The sequence below is a fragment of the Parapedobacter tibetensis genome (assembly GCF_024704835.1).
Lineage (GTDB): Bacteria > Bacteroidota > Bacteroidia > Sphingobacteriales > Sphingobacteriaceae > Parapedobacter > Parapedobacter tibetensis.
This window is the reverse complement of record NZ_JAMXBE010000012.1, coordinates 25,503-51,995: the sequence shown is the minus strand read 5'-3', so window position 1 is coordinate 51,995 and position 26,493 is coordinate 25,503. Positions and strand designations below refer to the sequence as shown.

Annotated in this window: 20 protein-coding genes and 1 tRNA gene; 15 read left to right on the top strand and 6 right to left on the bottom strand. The window is 41.8% G+C overall.

From position 1 onward, the window contains the following. Nucleotides 1–2 precede the first annotated feature (2 nt). The 10 genes from NF543_RS17805 to NF543_RS17760 all read left to right on the top strand — a co-directional run bounded on the left by NF543_RS17805 (nucleotide 3) and on the right by NF543_RS17760 (nucleotide 13,634). Nucleotides 3–1,064, top strand: coding sequence for a glycosyltransferase family protein (locus NF543_RS17805; protein WP_257669531.1), 1,062 nt, complete (start codon nucleotides 3–5; stop codon nucleotides 1,062–1,064). Then, on the top strand, nucleotides 1,057–1,971 hold the full coding sequence (locus tag NF543_RS17800) for a glycosyltransferase family 2 protein (RefSeq protein ID WP_257957524.1): 915 nt from the start codon (nucleotides 1,057–1,059) through the stop codon (nucleotides 1,969–1,971). The genes NF543_RS17805 and NF543_RS17800 overlap by 8 nt, the downstream gene beginning before the upstream one ends. Nucleotides 1,972–1,992: 21 nt before the next feature. Further along, nucleotides 1,993–2,907: a glycosyltransferase family 2 protein gene (locus NF543_RS17795; protein ID WP_257669529.1), complete on the top strand. Its 915-nt coding sequence runs from the start codon at nucleotides 1,993–1,995 to the stop codon at nucleotides 2,905–2,907. After that, entirely contained in the window at nucleotides 2,908–3,981 is a 1,074-nt protein-coding gene (locus NF543_RS17790; RefSeq protein WP_257669528.1) for an EpsG family protein, read from the top strand. A 31-nt stretch (nucleotides 3,982–4,012) separates the two neighbouring features. Continuing rightward, a complete protein-coding gene (locus NF543_RS17785) occupies nucleotides 4,013–5,098 on the top strand; it encodes a glycosyltransferase family 4 protein (protein WP_257669527.1) in 1,086 nt (361 codons plus the stop codon). Between the two features lie 9 nt (nucleotides 5,099–5,107). Then, nucleotides 5,108–6,253, top strand: a complete 1,146-nt coding sequence (locus NF543_RS17780; RefSeq protein WP_257669526.1) for a glycosyltransferase family 4 protein — start codon at nucleotides 5,108–5,110, stop codon at nucleotides 6,251–6,253. Between the two features lie 142 nt (nucleotides 6,254–6,395). Then, entirely contained in the window at nucleotides 6,396–8,126 is a 1,731-nt protein-coding gene (locus NF543_RS17775; protein WP_257669525.1) for a capsule assembly Wzi family protein, read from the top strand. Nucleotides 8,127–8,164: 38 nt separating this feature from the next. After that, on the top strand, nucleotides 8,165–9,844 hold the full coding sequence (locus tag NF543_RS17770) for a capsule assembly Wzi family protein (protein ID WP_257669524.1): 1,680 nt from the start codon (nucleotides 8,165–8,167) through the stop codon (nucleotides 9,842–9,844). Nucleotides 9,845–10,045: 201 nt separating this feature from the next. Next, complete coding sequence (locus NF543_RS17765) at nucleotides 10,046–12,550, top strand: SLBB domain-containing protein (RefSeq protein ID WP_444511714.1); 2,505 nt, start codon at nucleotides 10,046–10,048, stop codon at nucleotides 12,548–12,550. 16 nt (nucleotides 12,551–12,566) lie between these two features. Beyond that, complete coding sequence (locus NF543_RS17760; RefSeq protein ID WP_257669522.1) at nucleotides 12,567–13,634, top strand: Wzz/FepE/Etk N-terminal domain-containing protein; 1,068 nt, start codon at nucleotides 12,567–12,569, stop codon at nucleotides 13,632–13,634. Between the two features lie 19 nt (nucleotides 13,635–13,653). Here the strand turns inward: NF543_RS17760 and NF543_RS17755 are convergent, their stop codons facing one another. The 3 genes from NF543_RS17755 to NF543_RS17745 all read right to left on the bottom strand — a co-directional run bounded on the left by NF543_RS17755 (nucleotide 13,654) and on the right by NF543_RS17745 (nucleotide 16,874). Beyond that, a complete protein-coding gene (locus NF543_RS17755) occupies nucleotides 13,654–14,868 on the bottom strand; it encodes a bifunctional 3,4-dihydroxy-2-butanone-4-phosphate synthase/GTP cyclohydrolase II (protein ID WP_257669521.1) in 1,215 nt (404 codons plus the stop codon). 34 nt (nucleotides 14,869–14,902) lie between these two features. After that, the gene (locus tag NF543_RS17750) at nucleotides 14,903–16,414 is read right to left on the bottom strand and encodes an LptF/LptG family permease (RefSeq protein WP_257669520.1); all 1,512 of its coding nucleotides are present in this window, start codon (nucleotides 16,412–16,414) and stop codon (nucleotides 14,903–14,905) included. A gap of 82 nt (nucleotides 16,415–16,496) precedes the next feature. After that, a complete protein-coding gene (locus NF543_RS17745; protein WP_257669519.1) occupies nucleotides 16,497–16,874 on the bottom strand; it encodes an START-like domain-containing protein in 378 nt (125 codons plus the stop codon). A gap of 103 nt (nucleotides 16,875–16,977) precedes the next feature. Between NF543_RS17745 and NF543_RS17740 the strand changes: the two genes are divergently transcribed. From NF543_RS17740 to NF543_RS17720, 5 genes are all read left to right on the top strand, one after another. Further along, nucleotides 16,978–17,051: transfer RNA gene (locus NF543_RS17740), tRNA-Met, on the top strand. Between the two features lie 380 nt (nucleotides 17,052–17,431). Next, complete coding sequence (locus tag NF543_RS17735) at nucleotides 17,432–19,750, top strand: Rv1355c family protein (protein ID WP_257669518.1); 2,319 nt, start codon at nucleotides 17,432–17,434, stop codon at nucleotides 19,748–19,750. Between the two features lie 2 nt (nucleotides 19,751–19,752). Continuing rightward, nucleotides 19,753–20,460, top strand: a complete 708-nt coding sequence (locus NF543_RS17730) for a GNAT family N-acetyltransferase (RefSeq protein WP_257669517.1) — start codon at nucleotides 19,753–19,755, stop codon at nucleotides 20,458–20,460. A 63-nt stretch (nucleotides 20,461–20,523) separates the two neighbouring features. Next, on the top strand, nucleotides 20,524–22,650 hold the full coding sequence (locus NF543_RS17725) for a sensor histidine kinase (RefSeq protein WP_257669516.1): 2,127 nt from the start codon (nucleotides 20,524–20,526) through the stop codon (nucleotides 22,648–22,650). Nucleotides 22,651–22,729: 79 nt separating this feature from the next. Further along, a complete protein-coding gene (locus NF543_RS17720) occupies nucleotides 22,730–23,815 on the top strand; it encodes a hybrid sensor histidine kinase/response regulator (protein ID WP_257669515.1) in 1,086 nt (361 codons plus the stop codon). 12 nt (nucleotides 23,816–23,827) lie between these two features. Here NF543_RS17720 and NF543_RS17715 read toward each other — a convergent pair whose 3' ends face one another. The 3 genes from NF543_RS17715 to rpsB form a co-directional block, all read right to left on the bottom strand. Then, nucleotides 23,828–24,289 (bottom strand): response regulator, encoded by a 462-nt coding sequence (locus NF543_RS17715; protein ID WP_257669514.1) that lies wholly within the window; start codon nucleotides 24,287–24,289, stop codon nucleotides 23,828–23,830. Nucleotides 24,290–24,656: 367 nt separating this feature from the next. Next, entirely contained in the window at nucleotides 24,657–25,496 is an 840-nt protein-coding gene (gene tsf / locus NF543_RS17710; protein ID WP_257669513.1) for a translation elongation factor Ts, read from the bottom strand. A gap of 119 nt (nucleotides 25,497–25,615) precedes the next feature. Further along, the gene (rpsB, locus tag NF543_RS17705) at nucleotides 25,616–26,491 is read right to left on the bottom strand and encodes a 30S ribosomal protein S2 (RefSeq protein ID WP_257669512.1); all 876 of its coding nucleotides are present in this window, start codon (nucleotides 26,489–26,491) and stop codon (nucleotides 25,616–25,618) included. Nucleotides 26,492–26,493 lie beyond the last annotated feature (2 nt).

Below are 26,493 nucleotides of genomic sequence, written 5' to 3'. Positions count from 1 at the left end.
AAATGTTACTATTTTTAGCTAATTACCCCAATCAGGATACATGGCATGAAGGGATGTCGCAACGTATAGTGGCTATGGACCAACAATTCAAAGCAGTTGCGCGGACTTACCTGTTTGTTTCCTATCGGTTGTTTGCCAGAAAGGAAGTGGAAAAAATAGCTGATGGGGTCGTCCAATATAGATGCAATTTGTTTATTCACTTTTTTTTGATTTTAAAACTGATTCGAAATGCGGATACCTTATTTTTTCATTCCGTAATTAATGTTTTGCCTGTATTGCCTTTGTTCTTATTTATTCATAAAAAAAGTAAGCTCATATTGGATGCACATGGAGTGGTTCCGGAAGAAATCAAATTATCGGGCCTGGCATTTAAGAGTTTCTTATATAGTCTCAGTGAAAGGATAGTTTTTAAAAGGGTCGATGTTGTCATTGTAGTGACGCACACTATGGAGAATCATTTCAAGGCCAAATACCTTTCATCGCGTCCTACTTTTTTACATTATACCATATTACCCTCACACCTTTATGACAAGGAAATCAATATTGAAATTCCAACTGATGTTGTGGAACTCAGGGTTGTATATAGCGGCAACACGCAATCTTGGCAAAACATCGAATTAATGTTGGAGACGATTAAAAATAATGATTATGGGAATATAAGATTCGATATATTAACGGGAGAGCCTGAACAAATGAAGAAACTCCTTGCAAAATTTGGATTGCAATCCAACAAAAGAATTCATGTACAAACAGTTGATCCGAAGGAGTTGGATGCTTATTACCATAACGCGCATTATGGCTTTGTACTACGTGATGATATTACGGTCAACCATGTTGCCTGCCCTACCAAAATGGTGGAGTACTTGTTCTATGGTATTATACCCATTGTCAAAAGTCCCAAAATAGGTGATTTTGAAGCGATGGGCTACGAATATTTATGTTATAAGGATTTTTCTGTTGACCTTATTCCGACAAAGAGTGAAACCAATCACAAGCTGATTCAAGAGCTTTTGGCCATTAACAAAAATAAAGATCTATTTCCTTTGGTTAAGCATTATGGATAATTCCAGTGTTGACATATTAATGGCAACCTACAATGGAGAGGCCTATCTCAAAGATCAATTGGAATCATTGTTACGGCAAACTTTTGCTCATTGGAAATTGACCATCCACGATGACGGTTCTTCAGACAACACATTGGCTATTATTAGGGATTACCAGCAAAGGGATAATCGTATCCACCTTCTTGATGATGGCGTAAGCGGATTAGGGTCGGCAAAAAACTATTTACACTTAATGCAACATGTCGATGGAGAATATTATATGTTTTGTGATCAAGATGATATTTGGCTGGAAAATAAAGTTGCCAGAATGGTTGATGCCATTTCGCGATACTCTAAGCCGGCAGCAGTTTATACGAATGCCTACCTATACAAGGATGCTGACATTACACCTCAGAAATCGACAACCATCCACCCCAGCACTGTCCGCAACACGCTATTCTTCAATTCGGGCATACAAGGGTGTGCGGTAATCATCAACCATCAATTATTGGAAATGTTAAGACCCTTTCCTGACCATGTCGCAATGCATGACCACCTTATCACAATGGGTGCCGTTTCGCTTGGCACAATGACATATTTAGATGAGGTACATATGCTATATAGGCAGCATCGGTTGAATGTGACCGGAAACCAGTTGAATGGGTATTTAAGAAAAGCAAAGTCCTTTTTATGTGATGGAAAGCCTGTGATCGATCGAGCCCATTACGAGGCTAATGAGTCGTTTTACCAACGATACTACGATTTATTAGACGAATCCACCAAGGAGCTTTTCAGGGCGTATTTTCGTTATGCCAATAGTCGTTCTGTGTCCGAAAGATTGTTTATTTTGTTAAAAAATCGATTTGTCTTGGGAGATAAGAAAGGAATTTTGCTTTTTAAGACCGTGTTGAGAAAACCGATTAACTAACATAACAAACGAGTAACAATTATGGCAATCCCATACATAAGTATATTTACCCCCACATATAACAGGGGCGCATATCTTAGCTTATTGTATGCGAGTATTAAAAATCAGGATTTTGGTTCTTTCGAATGGATTATTGTCGATGACGGCAGTACCGATGGTACTCAAGAAAAGGTGAACGGATTTATTTCCGAGGGATTGGTTCCGATTGGGTATCACTTCCAGCAAAATGCAGGCAAGCATATCGCAATCAACAAAGGAGTGAAAATGGCCGCAGGGGAATTGTTTTTCATTGTGGATAGTGATGATACCCTAACTAAGCATGCGCTTTCAACCATTGTGGAGCAATGGAGGGCTGTGCTTAAACGTACTGATTCAGCTAGGTTTGCTGGTGTTTGTGGTTTGCGTATTTATAAGGACGGCACGGTCATAGGAGGCGATGTGGACTATGAGATCCTTGATGCTTCAGCACTGGAGTATCGGTTCAAGATGGAATATAAAGGGGATAAAGCGGAAGTTATTTCTACAAGGATCATGGCACAATATCCCTACCCTGTAATATCAGATGAATCGTTTTGCGCGGATGCCTTGGTATGGAACAGGATAGCCAAATCTTATATGTTACGATTTTTCAATGAAGGGATATATATCTGTGAATACCTGCCTGGCGGTATCACAGATACGTCTGTTCGCCTACGAAAATCGAGTCCTAAATATGCCTGTTTGTATTACGCAGAGATGTCAAATATGCCAGGATTGTCGTTCATGCAAAAATTTAAGGCAGTGATTAACTTTTGGCGGTTTGCGGTTTATGACCAAGGGGCGGGGCTTTCAAAAAAAATGAAGCAGATTAATATGAGCTGGTCTGTTATCCTTTGGCCTGTGAGTCGACTCTTCATGCTTTTTGATAAATATATTAATCCCCAGAAAGGAAAATAGATGTTACCTTATTACGCACTTGTGATATTGACATTTTTACTTTGTCTTTTTGACTTTGTACAGCAGCGTTATATCCGCTGGTTCGTATTTGTTGGACATGGTGTTTTGTTAGTGCTATTTGTCGGTTTGCGTTCATTAGGCGTAGACAATGATGGTTTTAGTTATCAGGATGCTTTTAATTTGGCGGGGGGTATGTCATGGACTGATCTCTTTACGGGCAATTATCCGGAGAACATGGAACGGGGATATTTGTTGGTAAACAAAGTGATTTACTCATTGGGAGGTAACATCCATATCGTCTTTATGTTGATGGCGGTAACAACGGGATTAGTCAACTATACGCTGATATTTCGAAGGAGTCCTTACCCTTTTACCTCGCTACTAATTTATGTCTGCTTTTTTTATTTCTATAGAGATTTCACACAAATACGTTTTGCCCTTTCAGCCGGCATCGGTTTGTGGGCAATTTTCATGTTTGTCGACCGAAAATACATCAAGTTTTTTTTATTGGTTTTACTTGCTTCAACCTTTCACAGCGCTGCGCTCGTGGTATTATTGCCCGCGTTGATCTATATGGTTTTGAGAAACCAATTGGTTTTCTTGTTTTTGCCGTTGCTGGGGCTGATAGGAGGACTGTTTAACCCAACAATGCTGCTGTTCCAATTAGGAGGGTTGCCGCCTATATTGGCCCATTATGTAGAAGTGGATGAGATCGGAAAAGGTGGATATGTTATCTCAATTATAGCACAGGTCTTTTTGATCGGTATGGTTGTTTTTCGTGAAAAACTGTCTCAACATTATTCTGACCGATTATTGAAAATATTGTTTATTTCCTTGTCGTTGTCCTCGTTTATCAATTTGTTATTCATTTCGTTTGCTATTATGCAACGTCTGTCTTTACTGCTGTTTGGGACAATACTTTTCGCGGCACCTTACTTGTGTCGTACATTGGAAATGAATCAAAGGGAACAATTTGCGGCTTTGTCATTACGGTTTTTGTTTTTGGTGTATGTATTTTATTATGGGTTGAAAATGATAAGTCCCGATCTGATGCAGCCTTATTCAATATGGTGAATGTTATTCGAATTGCTTACTTTAAGAGGCTATGATTACGAAACGGAGATTGGCTTATATCATTCATGATGTCGCTGTTGGTGGGGCAGAAGTCGCCTTTCTATCAGCCTTGCCCAAATTGCATGAGACCTTTAACCTCAAAGTTTATGTGTTGGGTAGTGCCAAACCAACGTTGATGGCGGGACTAGCCGAGCCTGTACAAAAGCGTACGGTTTGTTTCAATATGCCAGCATGGGCCTTACCGTTATATATGCCTGTTATTTATCTGCGGCTTCGATCATTTAATCCCGATATCATAATCAGCTCATTGTGGAGATCCACAGTGCCGGCTATGTTATACAAATTCTGGCATGGCCATGCCCGGTATTTTGTCATGTTACATAGCAATGGATTCTTCCATTGGGCAGATCGTTTTTTCACGAGCAGGGCCATACGAATGAGCAATGCTGTATTTGCAGATTCCTTAGCAACAAAAGCATTTGCACAGACGATACATGGCGCCAAAAGCCCCGTGAAAGCACTTTCTTATCTCGTCAATCCTATACCTAGGCACCCTAGAGGATATGACTTTTCCGGAACAAAGAAATTCTGTTTTATGGGAAAGTTAAACAAAATTAAGCGGGTTTCACTGGCCGTTTCTGCGATTGCATGGCTCAGAGCGCATGAGATAGACGCTACACTGGATATCTTTGGAAGGGATGAAGGTGAGCAAGCAGCTGTCATGGAACAAATCCAGCTTGCTGGCATGCAGGAATATATCCGTATAAACGGAGAAGTATCTCCCGCGAAAAAGGATGAAATCCACGATTCGCATAATTTTTATATCCAACTTAGTATACAAGAAGGCATGGCCATGAGTGTGGCAGAGGCGATGCAGCACGGCATGGTCTGTGTAGTGACAGCTGTAGGAGAAATCCCTAATTATGCCAAGGATGGTCAGTCAGCAATTTTTATGGACACAAGGACCCCTGAATCATGGGAAGCGGCGATGAATAAATTGCTTTTAATCATACAAGATGAAGAAAAATGCAGTTCGATTTCAAAAGCTGCACATGAAACATTCAGAAATACGCCAATATTCTCAGATTCACTCATCGATGCCATTACTAATTCTTAACAAATGGGTGTGCCAAAGAAGATATGTCTTGTTTCCAATACGGCGTGGAGTTTTACCCGTTTCCGCATGGATTTGCTCAAAGCATTGGTAAGCCAAGGCTATGACGTGCTGTTGCTGGCTCCGGAAGACGAACATGTTGACCAGTTGTTAGCGGTAGGTGTTCGCTTTAGCGGATTAACCGCGTTGGCAAGCAAGGGGATGAACCCTTTGAAAGATATACAGCTTTACCGGGAATTTAAGCGCATATACACGAAGGAGCGACCTGACGTTATCATTCAATATACAATCAAGCCCAATGTATATGGTACATTGGCGGCGCATAGTTTGGGTATTCCAGTGCTGGCAGTGATTACGGGACTTGGTTATGCGTTCATCAATAAGGGAATCATTACAAATGTGGCTAGAAAGCTATATCGATTTGCGCTACGGAAGGCGGATAGTGTATGGTTTTTGAACAATGATGATTTACAGCTCTTCATTAATCAAAAATTGATTGTGGCGGAAAAAGCGCTACGGATTCCGGGTGAAGGAATCAATTGTTTTGATACGTTCAACCCGGTATTGGTAGAAAAGCACGATCATGATGAAGCGCGTTGCACGTTTTTGTTCATTGGTAGATTACTTTATGATAAGGGAATCCGGGAGTTTGTTACAGCGGCCCGACATATTAAGCAAATTTATCCTGAGGCTAATTTTCAGGTGTTAGGATACTTAAATGTTGTCAATCCTGCTGCTGTGCAGGAAGAAGAATTGATGGAATGGGTAAGCAAGGGGATCATCACGTATTTGGGTCCGGTTGATGATGTACGACCCTTTATTGCCGAGGTGGACTGCGTGGTGTTACCTTCCTATCGGGAAGGCATGTCTACCACCCTTCAAGAGAGTGCATCCATGGGTAAGCTGCTTATTGCCAGTGATATATCAGGATGTAGGGAATTGGTGGAAGAGGGAGTGACCGGATTTTTATGCCGAGAGAAAGATGCCAAAAGTGTAGCTGTCTGCATGGAACGCGTAATTAAATTATCGCCTTCCCAACGCAAAGAAATGGGGCAAAAGGGGAGGAATAAAATGATACAAGAATTTTCCGTAGATCGAATCATCGCGATTTATCTCCATCGGTTGGAAATGTTAATAAAAGGAAGCCTAACGGAATAGGCATGTTTTTTGATTGGCATAGCGGACAATGAGTTTAGGCAATGACTCTGTAATTTATTCGAAATTTGGCAAATAAGTTAAGTATCATTCAGATTTCATCTGTTTATTTTAATCATGTCGGTTTCATTATAATTTATCCATAATGCAGAAATGTATACGATTTAATCCTGCTGCTTCTTGTAAAATGTTCTTGGTCCTTTTCATAGTAGGCGTGGGTTCTTTAGGGCAATTAAGGGCGCAAGTATTGCCAGTCGGCACTCCGGTTTTAGAGGATAAGTATCGACGCGATCAATTATTGGGGTTGGTTGATTCAACAGTGTCTTTCACCATTCGTCCGTTGAGTGCAGCCGCACTACAGCGTACCAATGTTTTTGACCATGATGGCACATTGGAATCACGCAATTTTTTTTACACGCCGGATGGAAATGGGTATATACAATTTATGCCCGCTAGTTTACAGTTTCAAACCAATTCAACATATCCGTATGGCTGGAATGACGGGGGAATGATTCCTTCTCAAGGAGGACAGGTGAAATTATCTGCGGGAGTTTTTGCAAAGTATAAGTTCTTGAGTGTGCAATTCCAACCGGAAGTGGTCATGGCAAGCAACAGGATGTATGATGGGCTAGGAAACTCTCCGGGATTTGGGCGTCATTGGTATATCACATTTGGGAACAAGATAGATTTGCCAGAATATTTTGGCAGGAGCGTGTATACTGATGCGTTTTTGGGACAAAGTAGTGTCCGACTGAATTTTGACCCGGTTTCGTTTGGGGTTTCTACCGAAAACCTATGGTGGGGGCCGGGGATTAGAAATTCATTGCTAATGAGCAATACCGCACCGGGATTTCCGCATTTCACGATCAATACAACCCGGCCGGTAAGTACACCCATTGGATCTTTTGAAGGGCAGCTGGTTGGAGGAAGATTGCGGAGCTCAGGTTTCTTGCCGTCCATTACTGACGAGAGTCTTCATCAGGAGATGTATTACATTCCAAAGCCCAAAAGTGATCGCTATTTTTCAGGCTTTATCGCTAGTTATCAACCCAAGTGGCTGCCAGGTCTTTCACTGGGGATCATCAGATCCTTTGTGGTTAATAGCCATGACCAGACTGACAACTTGAGGGATTATCTTCCTTTTTTCAAACCGGTGAATAAGGAAGCACGCTATTTAGATGACAATGGGGATTTACAGACCGATGGAGAAGTGAGAGATCGATATGGCTCGGCCTTCTTCCGTTGGGTGATGCCTGCTGGTAAGTTTGAAGTTTACGGGGAATACGGTCGCAAAGTTCGTCCAGAAAATGGCAGGGATTGGATGGTTCAGAGTACTCATTCCAGGGCTTATGTATTGGGCTTTCGTAAACTTGTATCATTTAAATATTTCGGTGGCGAAGAAGATATGCTCCAGTTTGATGCTGAGGTTACAGAATTATCGTTCAATAGAACTAATTTTATGCGGGAAAGTCCCACATGGTACACCCACCATGTTGTTCGTGATGGTTATACGCATAGGGGACAAGTGTTGGGGGCAGGGATAGGGCCGGGTAGCAATGTGCAATCCATAGATATGGCCTGGGTAAGGAATATAAAACAGATTGGATTGCGATTTGAGCGGTTTGTACAAAAAGAGGATTTTATGTATAGGGAAGGACATGTGAATGATTTGCGTAGGGGTTGGGTAGATTTAGGACTTGCTGGTTATGCCACTTGGGACTATAAGAATTTTGTGGCATCGGCGAAATTACAGTATATGCATTCCTATAATTATAGATTTGAAATCTATTTTCCTCCAGAACATACTTTTTGGGGTGTTGAGCACCGCGATAAGAATAATTACCACTTGCAATTGGGATTATCATATCTTTTTTAACGGAAGATGGAGAGCACTTCACAGAATAAATGATATTTATGAAAAAAATAGGACAAGTACGATTAATAATATTCGGTCTGCTTTTGTCTGTAATCACCATAAAAGTAGAAGCCCAGGTTTTACCTGTAGGCACCCCGTTATTGGAAGATTATTATCGAAGAGCACAATTGCTTGGTTTAATAGACTCTTCGATTTCTTTCAACGTACGGCCTTTGAGTGCTTCTGCTTTGCAGGTCGATGATATCTACAACATGGATCGGGAGGAGTCATCTTCCATAGTATGGAGGAATGACGATAACAGCAGCATGGTACAGCTCATGCCTGCCATAATCCGATATCAGTATAACTCAAAATACCCCTACGGATGGAATGACGGAGCAATGATCCCCGCAAGAGGCCATCAGACGATGCTGAGTGCAGGTATTTTTGCCAAGTATAAATTTTTCAGTGTGCAACTAAACCCTGAAGTGGTGCTTGCCGAAAATAAGCGGTACGAAGGGTACGGAGGAGTAGCCGGACTAGATCGAGCTTGGTATAACTTCATCGGTAATCGAATTGATATGCCGGAATTATTTGGAACAGGTGCTTATTCCCGTATCCTACCTGGACAAAGCAGTATACGTGTGACATTCGATCCCATATCGTTGGGGATATCCACTGAAAACCTCTGGTGGGGGCCCAGTAGACGCAATTCGATATTGATGAGCAACACTGCTCCGGGATTTGCACACATCACCCTTAATACTACTAAACCAATAAGGACATATATAGGTTCGTTTGAAGGGCAGATTGTAGCTGGACGTATAGAATTGTCGGGTTACCCTCCTTCGCTGTTAGGTGATACCAGTGTGCACATGCAATATCTGAGAGATAAGACCCAATCATGGCGGTATTTTTCGGGAATTGTGCTGAGTTACCAGCCGAGGTGGATTCCAGGATTGAGTCTTGGGATGAATAGGGCATTTCTCACAGATAATGAAATGACAGGGCATTCATTGAGCGATTATTTGCCCTTTATCATCCCGGCAACTAAAAAGAGCGTGACGGACGATTCAGAATCAGGGGATTCGCGTGATCAGCAGATTTCTTTTTTCTTTCGTTGGGTTATTCCCAAGGCGCACGCCGAGATATATGGAGAGTATGCCCGCAATGACCACGCTTGGGATACTAGGGATTTAACGGTTCAGCTTGACCATACACGTGCTTATACAGTGGGGCTTAGAAAATTAGTGCCATTGCAGGGCGTAAAGGGGGCTATGCTGCAATTAAGTGGAGAGGTGACTCAATTGGCGGTCACCAATACCCGAAGAATACGAGCCGCGGGCCCATGGTACTTTCATGGTCATCATGGATATACCCATCGAGGACAGATACTTGGTGCGGGTATCGGACCCGGTAGTAATGTACAGTCCGTAGATATTAGCTGGATTAAAGGTCTAAAGCAAGTAGGGCTACAGTTTGAACGATTGGTGCATAACGAAGATTTCGCAAGGGGCGTTAGTGCCGATTTCAGAAGGAATTGGGTAGACGCAAGTATAGCGGCTTATAGCCATTGGGATTATAAAGGTTTCATTGCTTCAGCACATATCCAATATATTCACGCCTATAACTACCAGTATAAATTCAGTGGTTCATCCTCAGCGGATGAATATTGGGATTTTGACCCACAGGACAATACAAATTTTAATATTAGATTGGGGTTGATGTATCGATTCTGATGTGCTTTTTGTCAGGGCCTTATGTAATCATAGGATGGAAAACTAGTTTATTTACCATAAATTTCCTTTTTTAAATTGCTTACATCAGTAGATGAGCGTATGATAAAGTTGCATATGAAAGCAACTTTATCTAAGTTTGGTGTTCCATGCTGTACATGTACGATACAAGGGTTTAAATCAGATATTCAAAAAAAGCAGTTGATGCGTTACATTTTTCATTTAATTGGATTAATGATACTTGTCGGGTTGTATAGCAATTCGGCAATGGCTCAAGGCATAGATCCCAATAACCTATCCAATGTCCGTGTTGATGACTTATCTGATGAGCAGATCCGTGTCTATTTAAAACAAGCTGAAGCATCAGGATTGTCCGAATCCCAAATGGAGCAAATGGCGTTACAACGTGGGATGCCTGTAACCGAAATTGAGAAATTGCGTGAACGCATACAGCAATTGAAGGGCGGACAAGAAACTCCAACTAGGGTAGAACGCCCTGTGTTAAAACGGGAGGTGGATGATTCATTGCTCGCCAAGCAGCGGAGGGATACCGCCAAATCCGGAGAGACGGAGAAGGAGCCGACTGGAAGCAAAAGGCCCCTGCCGATTTTCGGTAGCTCCTTGTTTCAAGAAGATATGAGTGCTTTCGAGCCGAATCTACGTCTGGCTACACCCAAAAATTATGTAATAGGTCCCGATGACCAACTTTTGATTGACATTTATGGATTATCAGAAGTGTTTTATAATCCTACAGTAACTCCTGAGGGCATGATCAATGTGCCAAATGTAGGGGTGATATCGGTTGGGGGGTTGACTTTTGAGGAAGCCACAGGACGGATAAGGAATGAACTTACAAAGGTATATTCAGCTATCCGTACGGGAGAAACGAAAGTCAGTATTTCGCTGGGTAATATTCGTAGTATAAACGTGACTATCACAGGTGAAGTGACAAAACCGGGAACCTATACCTTGCCTTCGCTGGCATCGGTTTTCAATGCACTGTATTATTCAGGAGGGCCAAGTAAAAACGGCTCGTTTAGAAACATCAGCTTGGTACGGGATGGCAGTACCATTGCTGTGTTGGATATTTACGATATTATGATGAAGGGTACATTCAGCGAAAATATCCGACTCCAAGACCAGGATGTTTTGATGGTACCTCCATATATCAATTTGGTGGAACTAGATGGGGAGGTAAGACGTCCGGCGAGGTTTGAATTGAAAGAAGGAGAGACTTTCGCGGATTTATTACGTTATGCGGGTGGGTTTTCCGAAAAAGCTTATCAACAACGCATTAAAGTAATAAAAAATACGATGTCTGAGCGCCGTATCGAGGATTTGATGCAAAGTCAGTTTAGGCATTATCTCCCCCAAGCTGGTGATCAATATTTAGTAGAACGTATCCTCGAACGATTTGAAAACAGGGTGACCATAGCGGGCGCCGTATTTAGGCCGGGAGAGTACGAGCTTAGCCCCGGCCTGACCCTCTCCATGTTGATCAAAAAGGCGGAGGGGTTGAAGGAAGATGCTTTTTTGAATCGGGCATATCTTACGAGGCTCAAGGATGACTTACAGACCGAACAACTATCATTTAGTGTGGCCGATGTAGTGGCCGGTGTACAACCCGATATCGAATTGAAGCGAGAGGATGTGATCCATATTTCTTCCATTTTTGATTTGAAGGAGGAGTTTACCGTTCGGATTGAAGGAGAAATCCGTACACCCGGGGAGTTTGATTATGCGGAATCGATGACGCTTGAGGACCTGATCATGCAAGCAGGCGGATATCGTGAAAGCGCCAGCCCGAAACGTATTGAAATATCAAGGCGGGTTCGGGATGCCAATGCGCTGTCGGCCTCAGCCAAGATTGCGGAGGTTTTTCAGGTTGATGCCGACCGCGAACTCAGCAAGTCAGCCGCTAATTTTGTATTGATGCCGTTTGATTTGGTCGTTATCCGTACAGAATCGGGTTATGAGACCCAGAAAACCGTACGAATAGAGGGGGAAGTATTATATCCCGGTAAGTATACCATCTTGCGTAAGGATGAGCGCATTTCCGACCTGATCAAGCGGGCGGGTGGATTTACTCCTTACGCGCATATCGAGGGCGCGTCATTAAAACGTGGGGAGCTAACCAGGCAGCGAATGGCCGAAACGGAGGTTGAAAAATCACGGCAGGAACAAAAGGAACAGGATGAATATTCCAGGATGCTGACACTGGAATATTTGCAGAAGGATGCGGGTACGGCAAGCTCCGTGCATATTACGAGAAACTTGAATAATGATTTAGTGGGGATAAATCTTGAACGTATTGTTACCGACCCAGGCAAAAGAGGAGATTTGATTTTAGAGGATGGAGATGTAATCCGCGTGCCTAAGGAATTGCAGACCGTCAAAATTTCGGGAGAAGTATTAGCCCCCTCAACGGCGGTATATGCACCAAGTAAGGGCTTTAAACAGTATATTTCTCAGGCGGGGGGCTTCTCCCAGCGTGCCTTGCGCAAGGGATCATACATCATATATGCAAATGGGATGGTGAAAAGCACAAACCGATTTTTGTTTTTCAACAACTATCCGCCAGTCAAACCCGGATCGGAGATATTTATACCGCAAGCGCCTGAACGATTAAAAATAGGGCCGCAGCAGTGGATCGGAATGACTACTGGCCTCGCTTCTTTGATGGCTATTATCGTGACAATTACAAGGTAAAACGGCTGAAGTCAACATGGAAGAACGTAAGCAAACCCAACAAACCGATGAAATTAGCCTCAAGCTGTTGATTGAGAAGATGGTGAGGTTGTGTGGCTACCTCTTACATAACTGGAAGGTGGTTATCGGCTGTGTGGTCATTGGAGGAGCCTTATCACTCACGTATGCGCATGTAAAAAGGATTCAGTACAAGGCGAAGCTAAGTTTTGTCGTGGAAGAGCAGGGTGGAGGAACTGGTACATTGGGTGCAGCCGCGAACATTGCTTCCCAGTTTGGGATAAACCTGGGTGGTGTAGGCGGATCTGGCGGGTTCTTCGAAGGGGATAACATCATCGAGTTTCTCAAATCTCGCTCCATGATTGAAAAAACCTTATTGTCTGAAATCCATGAAGATGGCCGGCCACCTGAAATGCTGGCAGACCGCTATGCCTCATTGATAAAGCTTAAGTACACCGATCGTTTAAACGGTTTCCGATTTAGGGACACTTCCGGTGTCTATCTTCAGGACAGCCTGATCACCATGTTTTATAAATCCATCCTTAACCGGCATCTTAGTATAAAAAAACCGGACAAACGGTTGAATATCATAGAAATTGAAATGAAAAGCCCAGATGAGTTGTTCTCGAAGGTTTTTGTGGAAAAATTGATCGAAAACGCCTCCGACTTCTACATCCAAATGCGGACGCTGAAAGCGAAAGAAAACCTGGATGTGTTGACCCATCAGGTCGATTCCGTCCGCAAGGAATTAAATGCGGCGATCAGGGGAGTGGCAGCCGCTACAGATGCTAACCCAAATCCAAACAGGGTACTTCAGCGGCTACGTGTAGAATCGCAGCTTCGAACGGTGGATGTACAGGCTAACGGCGAAATACTCAAAGAGCTGGTGGCCAACCAAGAAATGGCAAAAATCACCCTTCGCCATGAAAAACCGGTCATACAAATTTTAGATAGGCCTGTTTTGCCGCTCGACAATAACCGGATGGGATGGGTGATGGCTGTGATAATAGGAGGCTTCCTTGGTGGGTTTCTGAATTGTATGGTATTAACACTCCGGTGGATTTACCTGGATATGATGGCGGAATAAATCCTAGTTCCCCCCAATCTTAAAGTCCTTTCATGATGGTATGCCCCATCTTATCTCGTTTGGCACGTAAATACTTTTCATTGTATTCGTTTGATTGAATCTCTATGGGCACATTTTCCACGATTTCCAACCCATAGCCAATGAGGCCCGCACGTTTTGTTGGGTTGTTGCTCATCAGGCGCATTTTGGTTACACCCAAATCTCGTAATATTTGAGCACCAATGCCGTAATCGCGGTGATCGGGTTTGAAGCCCAATTCCAAATTGGCATCCACGGTGTCCAAGCCATTCTCCTGCAGGTTGTAAGCGTGTAATTTGTTGATCAGTCCGATGCCTCGGCCTTCTTGATTCATGTATACAACTACTCCTTTTCCTTCGTTTTCAATCATTTGCATGGCACTGTGCAATTGTGGCCCGCAATCGCAACGGCACGACCCAAAGATATCCCCAGTAACACACGAACTATGCACGCGTACCAATATGGGTTCATCGGGTTCCCATTCGCCTTTATAAAGCGCGATATGCTGTTCCCCCGTATTTTTCTGCGTATACGCCATTAAATTGAATTGTCCCCATTGGGTAGGCAGGTTTACAGAAACTTCCCGCGTAATGAGCGTATCTTTCGTGAGCCTATACTCGATTAAATCCTTGATAGAAATAATCTTTAGGTTAAAATTGTTAGCCACTCGGATTAAATCGGGCAGTCGAGCCATTTCACCATCATCTTTGAGGATTTCGACCAACACACCCGCTGGCTCAAACCCGGCAAGCCGGGCCAAATCGACGGCTGCTTCCGTGTGACCGGTACGGCGAAGTACGCCTCCATCCTTCGCAATTAAAGGGAAAATATGTCCGGGACGACCAAATTCTTCCGGTTTGATGTTGGGGTTGATCAACGCTTTGATAGTCTTGGATCTATCTGAGGCTGATATTCCCGTGGTACAGCCATAGCCCTGCAAATCCACAGAAACCGTGAAATTGGTTTCATAAACAGCCGTATTATTCCCAACCATCAGGTTAAGGTCAAGCTCTTTGCATCGCTCTTCGGTGAGGGGTGTGCAGACCAGTCCTCGACCATAAGTGGCCATGAAATTAATTACTTCGGGTGTAGCGTTGCGCGCCGCAGTTATAAAGTCTCCCTCATTCTCGCGGTCTTCATCGTCTACCACGATAACCACTTTCCCCAATTTTATTTCTTCGATTGCTTCTTCAATCGTATTTAACCTGATGTTCATTGATTTTCTTTAAAACGATACAAAGGTACGGTACTTACGGCGATAACGTATAATCGTCATGTAAAGATTTATTGGGGGGCGCAACATTTCTATTGCGGATACCGAATCGCACCTTTATCCAGGCTAGTGTTTTTTCTGCCTTCAACCTGTATTGCTCAATATCAAACAGGGCTGAATCCGTAGCGGCCTTATAGGCCAAGAAGATGGCTAAGGGTGATAATACGAAGATGGCCATCCACATACCCCAAAAGGTATCGATGTTTCCTTCTTTCGTCGATTTTTCGCTTACTGTAGAGATGATATGGTAAATAAGAAAGAAAATAATGGCCACTACCACAGGGAGCCCAAGCCCACCTTTACGAATGATTGCACCTAAAGGAGCGCCTATACAAAACAGTAGAAGGCAGGAAACGGCTAGTGTGAATTTACGCTGGAATTCAACATTATAGAGAATGTCCTTGTCGCGATAAAAAGAATCTTCACCAGATTTGATGTTGAGTACATCTTTAATGTATCGTACTTGGTTCATGGCATTGCTTACAGCCATATTGCGTTTCTCTTTGGGGATCGTTTCTACAAACCCATGTGTATATTGGATAGGGGGGAGACTGGATACTACACTGCTTTTGGTATTATAGTAATCATTGAAATAATAGAAATAGTGCTTTATTTCCCTAAATACCGTATTTCGGAGACTATCCATTTGGATGGCGTTAGAGTCTGTATAGTGCCTGAGTTGCCTTAGATTGAGCATGGCATGGTGGTTCTTGAATAGGTTCTCGTCGGTACGTTTCATTTGGAATGCAGACATATCAAACTTTTGTTCGGTCTCCTCAAAATAAAACCTTGTGAACTGTTGGCGTGGATTGTATGCTTTGGCATTCTTGGTTCTGCTGTCTTCATAGCGTACCCCATCCTTGAGTTTGAGTATCATGAAATTGTTGTCGGGCGAATTGTATATGTAGCCTTCATTAGCCAATAATACATTATTGGCTGTGCTGCTCGACTTATGGTCATATATCATCAGGTCATATAGGATTTTGCCATCCTTACTTTTCCTTTTTGCGCGGATGGAATACCCCGGTATCGTGTTGTTGAAAATGCCGGGCTTGATGAGGAAATCGGCTTGTTTTATCCGGACATCATACAGCAAAGAACCCATTTTGAGATTCACCACGGGCAAGATGTAGTCGCTAAACAGAAAAGCTCCTCCACTAAACAACGCTACCAAGATGAATAAGGGAGTCATGGCTTTCCGAAGGGAGATGCCAGCGGCTTTGATGGCTACCAACTCGTAGCTCTCGCCCAAATTGCCAAACGTCATGATAGATGAAAGCAACATGGAGAGTGGCATAGCCATGGATATCTGTACAGCCGATTGATAGGCCAATAATTCCAAAATAACATACCATTCAAACCCCTTCCCAATCAAATCGTCAATATATTTGAATAGAAATAGCATCAACAGCACGAACATCACGATGAAAAAGGTGACGATGAACGGCCTGATGAATGATTTAAGGATAAGAAGATGGATTTTTTTCATCCCATAAAATGTTTCTCCAAGACCTATAGGAGCCCGGGAAACGCCTTTTAATGATAACTACATGCAAAGGTAAGTATTATTTTTAGGCACCTATAACACCTTGGAGATATTCTATCTGGTTATCCCAAATTAATTTACGATCAGCGAGGTTCTCTTCCCGAGCAAAATCAGTAATCGCTAGTGCTACATCGTTAGTGAGTTCATCCTGTACGATTTCCATCTCGAAATGGTAAGGTTCATCATCAAGCCATTTGTATTTCACCAATTTATTTTCTTTTAGACTGATGAGTTTGGCAGTATGTTGTTCGTCATCCCAGCTGAATTCATAAATACCATCCTTATACGCCACATCGTCAGCAAACCATTGTGCCAGTGCATTAGGTTCATGCAAGAATGAAAATAGAATTTTTGTTGACGACTTAATTTCGTATTCCAAATGGAACTTAATTTTTTCTGCCATGCCAATCTTAATAATTATACGATTTGAATTGTATCCTTCGTGCTTTCTCTAACTTTTTTTCTAAAGAAAGGGAAAATAAACTATATTTGCAAACTAAATTTTTGGCGGGGTAGCTCAGATGGTTAGAGCGCAGGATTCATAACCCTGAGGTCGGCAGTTCGATCCTGCTCCCCGCTACATCCGGAGCCTGTTCAGTTTACTGAACAGGCTCTTTTAGTGTAATGATAGGATGTTTCAGCTGTAAGGTTCGTCATCATAAATTAAAAGGCAAAATTTGAATTGAGGATTATTTTTGTAATTTTATGCTCTTTGGGATACACTAGCATTAATAATGTTGTTAAAGCGTATTCTAGCTTCCATCTTTATAAAATTTTTTAAGATAAAAAGCGGATACCTAAGCACAATTTTCGGAGCGTTTGTAGAAAGATGTAAATATATGATTGTCGTTTAGCTGTTGAGGAGGTTTTCTATAGCATGCTCACTGTTTCAAATTAAAGTAAGGGTGATAAGTGCAGTAGTAAATAGCGATGAGCGTATGATAATTCTAGCCATAAGACATGATGATTGATGATTTTAAGACCGGGCCATTGAAACACCGGATAACAAGCAACCAGCAACTAGACAAGGAAACCTTTCAGCCATTATTTTTTCGTATTGGAAACCCAGAAGATCGAGAAGGACTGGCGAAGCTATTGGAACGGAAACCTTATATTCAGGTTTTTGATACCATTGAACCGCAACTCAAAGAGCTGATAAAATCTTCTTTGCCGACCGAGACGTTGGAGGAAAGTCGGTTGTGTTCATTAATCGAGAATCATGTTGGAGATACGCCCTTTGACGAATATGGCGTATGGGTTTACTATCCATGGAATGAAAAGCTGGTGCACCTATTGGATGAAAACGAATTTGCTGAACTGAGGACAAACCGAAATAAATATAAAATCACTGCTGAAGAGCAATTTGTATTAACGAAGAAGAAAATAGGGGTAATTGGCCTTTCCGTAGGCCAATCGGTTTCCTTGACATTGGCTATGGAGCGAGGGTTTGGTGAATTGCGGATTGCAGACTTCGATGAGCTGGAAATAACGAATTTAAATCGACTTCGAAGCGGGGTGCATAACATGGGGTTGAAAAAGACGGTAATCGTTGCGAGGGAAATAGCCGAGATTGACCCTTATTTAAAAATCACATGCTTTCATGATGGGATTACAACAGAGAATTTGGAGTCCTTTCTTTTAGATGGGGGAAAGCTTGATGTATTGATTGATGAATGCGATGGGGTAGACGTGAAGATTAATTGTAGATTGGCGGCAAAGAAGCATCACATCCCCGTTTTAATGGAAGCTAGTGACCGGGGAACCGTTGACATCGAACGGTTCGATTTGGAGCCAGATAGACCAATATTGCATGGATTTGTAGAACATTTGGATATTTCAAATTTCAAAAACCTCAAAACCAATGAGCAAAAACTTCCTTATATACTTGCTTTTGCAGGGGTAGAAACATTGTCGATAAGGATGAAGGCCTCAGCGATTGAAGTGGGACAAAGCATTTCGACATGGCCTCAATTGGCAAGTGCGGTAACAATGGGCGGAGGGATTACTGCAGATGTATGTAGAAGGGTGCTCTTGGATTTATTCCATCAATCAGGGAGGTATTTTATCGATTTAGAAGAATTGATAGATGATACAAAGCCGGCAGCCCCAAACTTTAAGTACACTAAAAAGTCATTGAATGATGAAGAGATGATGAGGGTCGCTAAGCGACTGCCTGCTATTGGCAATACAGCGTATAATATAGACAATAAAATGGTAAAAGAGCTGGTTAGAACAGCATCTATTGCGCCGTCTCCGGGAAATAACCAGCCATGGAAATGGTACTTTGATGGAAAACGGCTTTATTTATTTCATGATATTGAGCGTTCGGAATCATATGGCGATTTCGAAAACATGGCATCCTATATGACTTTCGGCACCGCAATTGAAAATTTGAATTTGAAAGCTAAGGAAATGGGGGTGGAAGTGACGGAAATGCTTTTTCCATTACCTGATGAGCCCCTATTAATAGCGGCTTTTTCATTTAGCCCTTCCCAGCCTGTCAAGAGCGATTTGATAGCTCATATTCACTTACGATGTACTAATAGACATTTGGGTACCGGAATGAAATTGGATACCAAAAGTCTTAATGAGATACGGCGATCAATAGCGCCGATTGAGGGGGCTACGCTTAAATTTATCGAAGATAAGGATGACTTACAGCGTTTGGCATTAGTTGCTGGGAAATCCGAGAAATTGCGACTTTTTATACCGCAGGGCCATTATGACCTATTTGAAAAGGAGTTGAGATGGACAGTAGAGGAGACGGAAAAAACAAAAGATGGATTAGATGTCCGAACCCTTGGACTGAGCACCAAAGACACAATAGGTTTCAGGGTAGCAAGAGATCCAAAGGCTATGCAGCTGATTGCTGATTGGAATTTAGGGAAAGCGCTCGAAAATATGACATCAGACCTTATAGGAACGTCGTCAGCGGTAGGGCTTATCGCTATGCCAACATTTGACGCAATCAATTGCTTAGCGGCAGGTAAGGCTGTGGAGCGGCTATGGATTACCGCCAATAAAAATCTCATTTCATTACAACCTGTATTAGCGCCAGTATTACACTTCACGAGGTTAAGATATGGAAAAGGGGGAGATATGCCTATCAAGATTCAAAATGAGTTTGCCATACTGAATGAAGAATTTGATGCTATTTTTGATATTACTCCATTAAAGGAGGTGCCCTTATTCCTCTTTAGGCTGTTTAAAGGCAAGAATCCAACAGTGAGTTCCTTGAGGTTAAACTTGAATGAGGTTTTTTTTCAGAGAGAAAATTAAATATGATTTCTGTAACGTTCAGAGCTTTTCGCGCCACAGACGAACCCGAATCATGTGCACGCTTTATAGAGGGGCACAGGAAGGTGCTTGAAATCTATGGAATTACCATGATAACCTCCAATAAGGCACTGTGGACCAGTCATCCAAACACGTATGTCGTATTAGTTGAATCTAAAGCTGATGGTCGACTATTCGGAGGAGCGCGACTCCAAATAGCTGACAATGAATTAATGTTGCCAATTGAAGAAGCAGTAGGCAAAGTTGATGCTAAAATACATGAAGTAATCAGGCAGCATAGCGAAGGACAGATGACTGCGGAACTATGTGGTTTATGGAATTCCAGGGAGGTTGCCGGGTACGGGATAGGTAGTGCGTACTTAACTAAAGCAATTATTGTACTAGCGAGGAAGCTGAAAGTCAAATCATTATTTGCATTATGTGCACCGGCCACTGTAAGAATGGGAGGACGGGCAGGCTTTGTGATTGAACGGTCTCTCGGGAATGATGGTTTTTTCAATTATCCTAAATTGGATTTGGTGGCCACCGCTATGGTCATTAGGGATGTCAATGAGCTATCCCATGCAACGGAGGACAACCAACTTTTTATAAAGGAGTTTGACAAGACTCCCATTCAAAGTAGAGTGGAAAAAGGCCCAAAAGGCGAACTTATGGTGGAATATAACTTATCCTTAGATAAGGAGCATTCATAAGCAGCGCACTGTGGTTATGTGCAACATGCAATAAGCGAAAATAATATTGAAATATAACGGTAGATGTTTTTCTCACATATCCTATATCACGTTTTAGGCATCTTATTGGCTTATACAGATTCTACGCTAAAGTACGCAGAAGAAATTTCCTTGAATGTAGGTGTTATTGAAGATCAATACCACCAGTTTGAAATAACAGACATCATCCATAAGGAGTTTGATACACTACCAAACCATTCCCCAAACTTCGGATTAAGCAAATCAGTATTTTGGTTTAAAATTGAGGTAACCAATCAGGTTGTGGACAGTGTTTTTTTACTTAAAATTCAGAATGCCAATATCAATAGTCTGACTTTCTATAATATGACGAATGGCAAAGCGGAGGTTCAGCAGTTGTTAAGCATTACCCCTGTTTATAAACGTGAATTTAAGACACAATATCCCATTTTTAGGGTTAAGCTTATGCCTGGTTCAAAGGCTGTTTTTTTCTTGCGAGCTTCCGGAAATGGTATAATGGAAATTCCTATCACTATAGGCAGGGATGCCACCATTCTGGAATGGGTGGCCAATGACCAATTGTATTTTGGCATTTATTCAGGGATTATTATAGTCATGTTCCTCTATAATTTTTTCCTGTACCTATCAATTAAGGATAAACAATACCTGTATTACGTTTTATATATTTTAGTGGTAGGACTTACACAAGCTTGTCTACAAGGGTATGCTGCCAAGTTTTTATGGCCTGACTCAGAATGGTTAATCATTAGGGCTAATCATGTCATCACCGTTTTAGCCGGGGTCTTTTCCATTTTGTTTACGTTTAATTTTTTGCATGTCAAGCGTTTCTTGAGAATTGTTTACATTGCTTTGTGCGTCACCATTGGCATTTATCTTATATCTGCCATCCTTTATTTGGGAGGGAAGTACATCATTGGTCAGCAAATATTGCAGTTGAATACAGCCCTCAGCTCAGCATTGGTGTTATTTAGCGGTTTTTATATATACTATAGGAAAAAATATAAACCAGCGCTGTTTTTTTACGTCGCTTGGTCGTTTTTCTTGAGTGGGGTAATTATTTATATATTGAAGGATGCAAGTATTCTGCCATATAATAGTTTCACCAGTAATTCGATCTTGATAGGTTCAGGATTGGAGGTAGCATTATTGTCTTTTGCTTTGGCAGATAAAATAAACATTTACAAAAGGGAGAAAGAGGAATCCCAACTTAGGACGTTGCAAATATCCAAGGAAAACGAAAGGTTGATACGCGAGCAGAATCTCTACCTTGAACAGAAAGTAGAAGAACGTACGCATGAATTGAAAGAGTCTAACGAGATACTCCAACAGACATTGAAGCACTTGAAAGAGACCCAATCTCAACTGGTCGAAGCAGAGAAAATGGCCTCACTTGGACAATTGACGGCGGGGGTTGCTCACGAGATCAACAATCCTATCAATTTTGTGACGTCCAATGTTGCTCCTTTACGACGGGATATAAATTTATTGTGGGAGGCCCTCATTGAAATCGAAAAGGTAGGGCTTTCAAGTGATGCAATAGCGGACAAAAAGCAGCAGCTTGAAACCTATAAAGAAAAACTGGAATTGGAATACCTGAAGACTGAAATCGAATTTTTATTGAAAGGTATGCATGAAGGGGCTAATAGAACCGCAGAAATTGTGAAGAGTTTGCGCATTTTCTCACGAGTTGATGAAGATTCATTGAAATATGCTGATATCAACGAGGGGCTGGAATCAACATTGGTGATCCTAAATAGCGTGGTCAAGGATGCCCTACAAGTAACCAAACAATACGGTGACCTACCCTTGGTGGAATGCTATCCCGGAAAACTGAACCAGGTGTTCTTAAATATCACAACGAATGCAATCTATGCCATTAACAAGAAATTTGAAGGGGAATCTGGAGGAAACCTAATGATTAAAACTGAAGCTGACGATACAAACGTATATATTTTTATCAAGGACAACGGAGTTGGAATGCCAGCTGACATAATCGAAAAAATATTCGAACCTTTTTTCACGACTAAGGAAGTCGGAGAAGGGACTGGATTAGGCATGTCCATTGTCTACAATACAATCAAGAAGCATCATGGCGAGATAGAAATTGACTCATTGGTGGGTGAGGGGACGGAATTTAGATTGGTTATTCCACTTCAGCAACAAATACGATAGTTGTTGCGTTTATTAAAATCAATTATGCTATTTTTGTTGTTTAAGGTTTGATTTTTGCCTTGTAACTCCCATTAGCTTTATGCATAAATCTCCGGAAATACTCTACATTGATGACGAAACGAATAATCTAATTAGTTTTAAAGCCGCATTTCGATACCGTTATCCCATATATACCGCCACCAATACAGTTGAAGCTAGGGAAATACTGCGTGCAAATCCCGATATCCGGATTATTTTTTGTGACCAACGGATGCCGGGTGAGATGGGCATTGACTTTTTACATCAAATGAAGAAGGATTTTCCTAGGCCCATAAGGATTCTTCTTACTGCATATGCCGATATGGAGACCGTAGTGGATGCAGTAAATAAGGGACATATCTTTAGGTTTGTGCAGAAGCCTTGGGTAGAAGAGGAAATCATTTCATCTATTGAGGAGGCCAATAAATTTTACGTTGCAAACTCCATGTTGGATATCAGGAATGAGGAACTCCAAAGGGCCTATGACGAACTCGATAAATTTGCATATAGTGTTAGCCATGACCTGAGAGATCCATTGACTGGAGTATTGTCAGCGATTAAATTGGCCTTCGAGTTTGATTCAGTTGAGCGAATTCATGAGCTTTTGGGGTTGATGGAAAGCTCTATATTAAAATTGAATTCGTATATAAACAGCTTGCATGATTACTACCTGTTAAAACGCGGTGAACTCAGTATTTCGGATATTGACTTTAGCGCATTATTCGAATATTTCAAGGATTTCTATCGGATTTATACCCAAAGCAACAACATTCAGTTTACCATTAGCAGTACACAAAATGAGGAATTTAAAAGCGATGAGATATCGTTGAAACTAATCATACATAATTTGTTGTCCAATGCTTTTAAGTATCAAAAAAGGGACAGTGATAACAAAATTGTCAAATTATCCGTCATCGTAGGGAACAACATTGCAACAATACAGGTAAAAGATACGGGGATCGGTATCGCGGAGAAAGATATTGGAGAGATTTTTAAACTTTTTTTCAGAGGAAGTGATCAGGCGGAGGGAACGGGTTTCGGGCTATATAATGTGAAAAGTGCTTTGGCAAAGCTTCAGGGCGAAATAGAAGTCAATTCCGTAGAAAGTATGGGAACAACTTTTACTGTGGTTATAGCGAGTAAATAGTTATGAGATGGCTTAGGAAAGAAGCTTTTGCCTGAGTAAAAATTCGAGCTGTTCGTTGGTCACCTCAAGCTTGGAAAACGATTCTTTTATTTTTTTCCTTTCCGAGTGGACTTCATAGGCTCTTTTGATGGTGTTATCCAATTCTTCTTCACTCCATGGCTTACTTAGGTAGTGAAATATTTTGCCTTTATTCACGGCATCCACTACGGCACCCATATCGGCATAGCCGGTGAGTAATATCCTCATGGAATCAGGGCTGATTTTTATAATTTCTTCCAAAAATTCAACCCCAGTCATATGTGGCATTCGCTGGTCGGTGATGATTATATCAATTGGCTTTTCCTTGACGATTCGAATAGCCTCGATGCCACTTATGGCAGTATATACGCTATAGGTCAGACGGAATGTAGCCCTGAAGGAAATTAAATTATTCTCCTCATCATCCACATATAAAACCGAAATCCTATTTTCCATTTTTATAATAACATTGACTCCCAAGAATATGTTTTTATAAGGAGTCGTAGTAAATAAACTTTGTGTACATTCTTTTTTAGCCTCGGTAAATTAATGGACATTGCAATTCCAAATCCCAAGTTAGTAAACTTTATTCTAAATAGGAGGGGATTATTGTAATTTAAGTCTATTTTTTACAAAAAAACGATGTTACAATAGCAACTTTAGCGAACCTTGCCAATGAGCTTTCTTAACGGTGTATTATTGTCAAATAAGTAAATCCCGCTAAATTTAGTAAAATTAACACCTCCTGAAATGTGGGATTTCAAGGAGGCGCTAATGTTTCTTATATATGTAATGTAGTACGTCTTTGTAGCATTATTACTACCTAGGCGCCCAATTGTACCCTTTTGAAAACAGTTACGGTCAGCCCTTTGGAAACACTATCTAAGAATTGAGCGATGTTTTTGGAAGAATCTTTAACAAACTCTTGGTTTAGCAAAGTGGATTCTTTGTAGAATTTGTTGAGTTTGCCTTGCGAAATTTTTTCTACCATTTCTTCTGGTTTACCTTCTGCTCGGATTTGCTCCTTGGCGATTTCCAATTCGCGTTCAATTATGCGGACATCCACATCGCTCTTGTCGATGGCAACTGGATTCATCGCTGCAATCTGCATCGCTACATCCTTGCCGGTTTCATCAGCGCCATCAAAAGTGTGATTAAGACCCACCAATACGCCCAATCGGTAATTACCATGTATATAGGCCACCACTTTGTCGGATTCTGCAGTTTCGTATTTAGAAATATCTATTTTTTCGCCGATTTTGCCAGTTTGGTCAAGTAGCAAGTCAGCAATTTTTACACCGTCTATTTCCAGTTGCTTCAACGCCTCAAGCGATGCAGGTGCATGAGCGATAGCGGCTTCTGCAATACGTTCACCGAAGGCGATAAAATCGCCATTCTTCGCCACGAAATCGGTTTCGCAGTTTAGTTCTATAATGGCTCCTTTCTTACTGTCGGCTGTTGTTTTAGCAATCACCACGCCTTCATTTGAATCGCGGTCTTGGCGGCTTGCAGCCACTTTAGCGCCTTTTTTACGCAAATAGTCGATGGCGGCTTCAAAGTCACCGTTGGCCTCAATCAATGCTTTTTTGCAATCCATCATACCTGCACCGGTTTGTTGGCGCAGTTTGTTTACATCTGATGCAGAAATTTGTACTGTGGACATGTTATTTTCCTTATTTTGTAATTTACGAATGTGCAACTAAAAAACCGGATGACACCATCAGTTTACGGAAAGATAATTCTTCCGAAACCTCCTGATTACCATCCGGCTTCTATAAGAGATTATTCTCCGTCTTTAGCTTCTTCCGATTCAGCAGTTGCCTCTGCTTTTGCTTTACGTGGACGCTTACCTGAGGTTTCGGTGTCAGCCTTTGCCTCTTTTTCCTCCACTGTTGCTTCTGGTTCTTCTCCAGTGTCAATTTTGGCTTTGGCGGCAGCGGCTTCCTTTTCAGCTTCTTCTTCCTTGTCGCGCTTGCGCTCTTCAAGGCCTTCTTGAATGGCTTTCCCTATGAGTTCGCTGATTAGAGTAATCGATTTGGTAGCATCGTCATTAGAAGGAATGGGAAAATCGATATTTGTTGGATCGGAATTCGTATCCACCATGGCGAAGGTAGGGATATTCAATTTCAATGCCTCACTTACTGCGATATGCTCTTTCTTCACATCGATGATGAAGAGCGCTGCTGGTAAGCGGTTCAAGTCGGCTATGCCGCCTAGGAGGCTTTCCAATTTGATACGCTCACGTTGTATCATCAATTTTTCTTTCTTGGACAATACATCGTATGTGCCGTCTTTGGTCATTTTGTCGATATTCGACATTTTTTTGATAGACTTGCGTACGGTAGCAAAGTTAGTAAGCATGCCGCCTAACCAGCGTTCCGTCACATAAGGCATGTTTACGGCCTTCGCTTGGGCTGAAATGATGTCTTTGGCTTGTTTCTTAGTTGCCACAAACAGTATTTTCCGCCCCGATTTGACAACCTGCTTAATTGCAGAAGCAGCTTCTTCAAGCTTGGTAAGTGTTTTGTTTAAATCTATGATATGGATGCCATTGCGCTCCATGAAAATGTATTTGGCCATTTTCGGATCCCATTTCCGGGTAAGGTGGCCAAAATGTACACCTGCATCCAATAATTCTTGATATGTTGTTCTTGCCATTT

Bases quoted from the DNA above. Each gene is read 5' to 3' on its own strand.
- NF543_RS17805 (WP_257669531.1), top strand. From the start codon at position 3: ATGTTACTATTTTTAGCTAATTACCCCAATCAGGATACATGGCATGAA.
- NF543_RS17800 (WP_257957524.1), top strand. From the start codon at position 1,057: ATGGATAATTCCAGTGTTGACATATTAATGGCAACCTACAATGGAGAG.
- NF543_RS17795 (WP_257669529.1), top strand. From the start codon at position 1,993: ATGGCAATCCCATACATAAGTATATTTACCCCCACATATAACAGGGGC.
- NF543_RS17790 (WP_257669528.1), top strand. From the start codon at position 2,908: ATGTTACCTTATTACGCACTTGTGATATTGACATTTTTACTTTGTCTT.
- NF543_RS17785 (WP_257669527.1), top strand. From the start codon at position 4,013: ATGATTACGAAACGGAGATTGGCTTATATCATTCATGATGTCGCTGTT.
- NF543_RS17775 (WP_257669525.1), top strand. From the start codon at position 6,396: ATGCAGAAATGTATACGATTTAATCCTGCTGCTTCTTGTAAAATGTTC.
- NF543_RS17770 (WP_257669524.1), top strand. From the start codon at position 8,165: ATGAAAAAAATAGGACAAGTACGATTAATAATATTCGGTCTGCTTTTG.
- NF543_RS17765 (WP_444511714.1), top strand. From the start codon at position 10,046: ATGCGTTACATTTTTCATTTAATTGGATTAATGATACTTGTCGGGTTG.
- NF543_RS17760 (WP_257669522.1), top strand. From the start codon at position 12,567: ATGGAAGAACGTAAGCAAACCCAACAAACCGATGAAATTAGCCTCAAG.
- NF543_RS17755 (WP_257669521.1), bottom strand. From the start codon at position 14,868: ATGAACATCAGGTTAAATACGATTGAAGAAGCAATCGAAGAAATAAAA.
- NF543_RS17750 (WP_257669520.1), bottom strand. From the start codon at position 16,414: ATGAAAAAAATCCATCTTCTTATCCTTAAATCATTCATCAGGCCGTTC.
- NF543_RS17745 (WP_257669519.1), bottom strand. From the start codon at position 16,874: ATGGCAGAAAAAATTAAGTTCCATTTGGAATACGAAATTAAGTCGTCA.
- NF543_RS17735 (WP_257669518.1), top strand. From the start codon at position 17,432: ATGATGATTGATGATTTTAAGACCGGGCCATTGAAACACCGGATAACA.
- NF543_RS17730 (WP_257669517.1), top strand. From the start codon at position 19,753: ATGATTTCTGTAACGTTCAGAGCTTTTCGCGCCACAGACGAACCCGAA.
- NF543_RS17725 (WP_257669516.1), top strand. From the start codon at position 20,524: ATGTTTTTCTCACATATCCTATATCACGTTTTAGGCATCTTATTGGCT.
- NF543_RS17720 (WP_257669515.1), top strand. From the start codon at position 22,730: ATGCATAAATCTCCGGAAATACTCTACATTGATGACGAAACGAATAAT.
- NF543_RS17715 (WP_257669514.1), bottom strand. From the start codon at position 24,289: ATGGAAAATAGGATTTCGGTTTTATATGTGGATGATGAGGAGAATAAT.
- tsf (WP_257669513.1), bottom strand. From the start codon at position 25,496: ATGTCCACAGTACAAATTTCTGCATCAGATGTAAACAAACTGCGCCAA.
- rpsB (WP_257669512.1), bottom strand. From the start codon at position 26,491: ATGGCAAGAACAACATATCAAGAATTATTGGATGCAGGTGTACATTTT.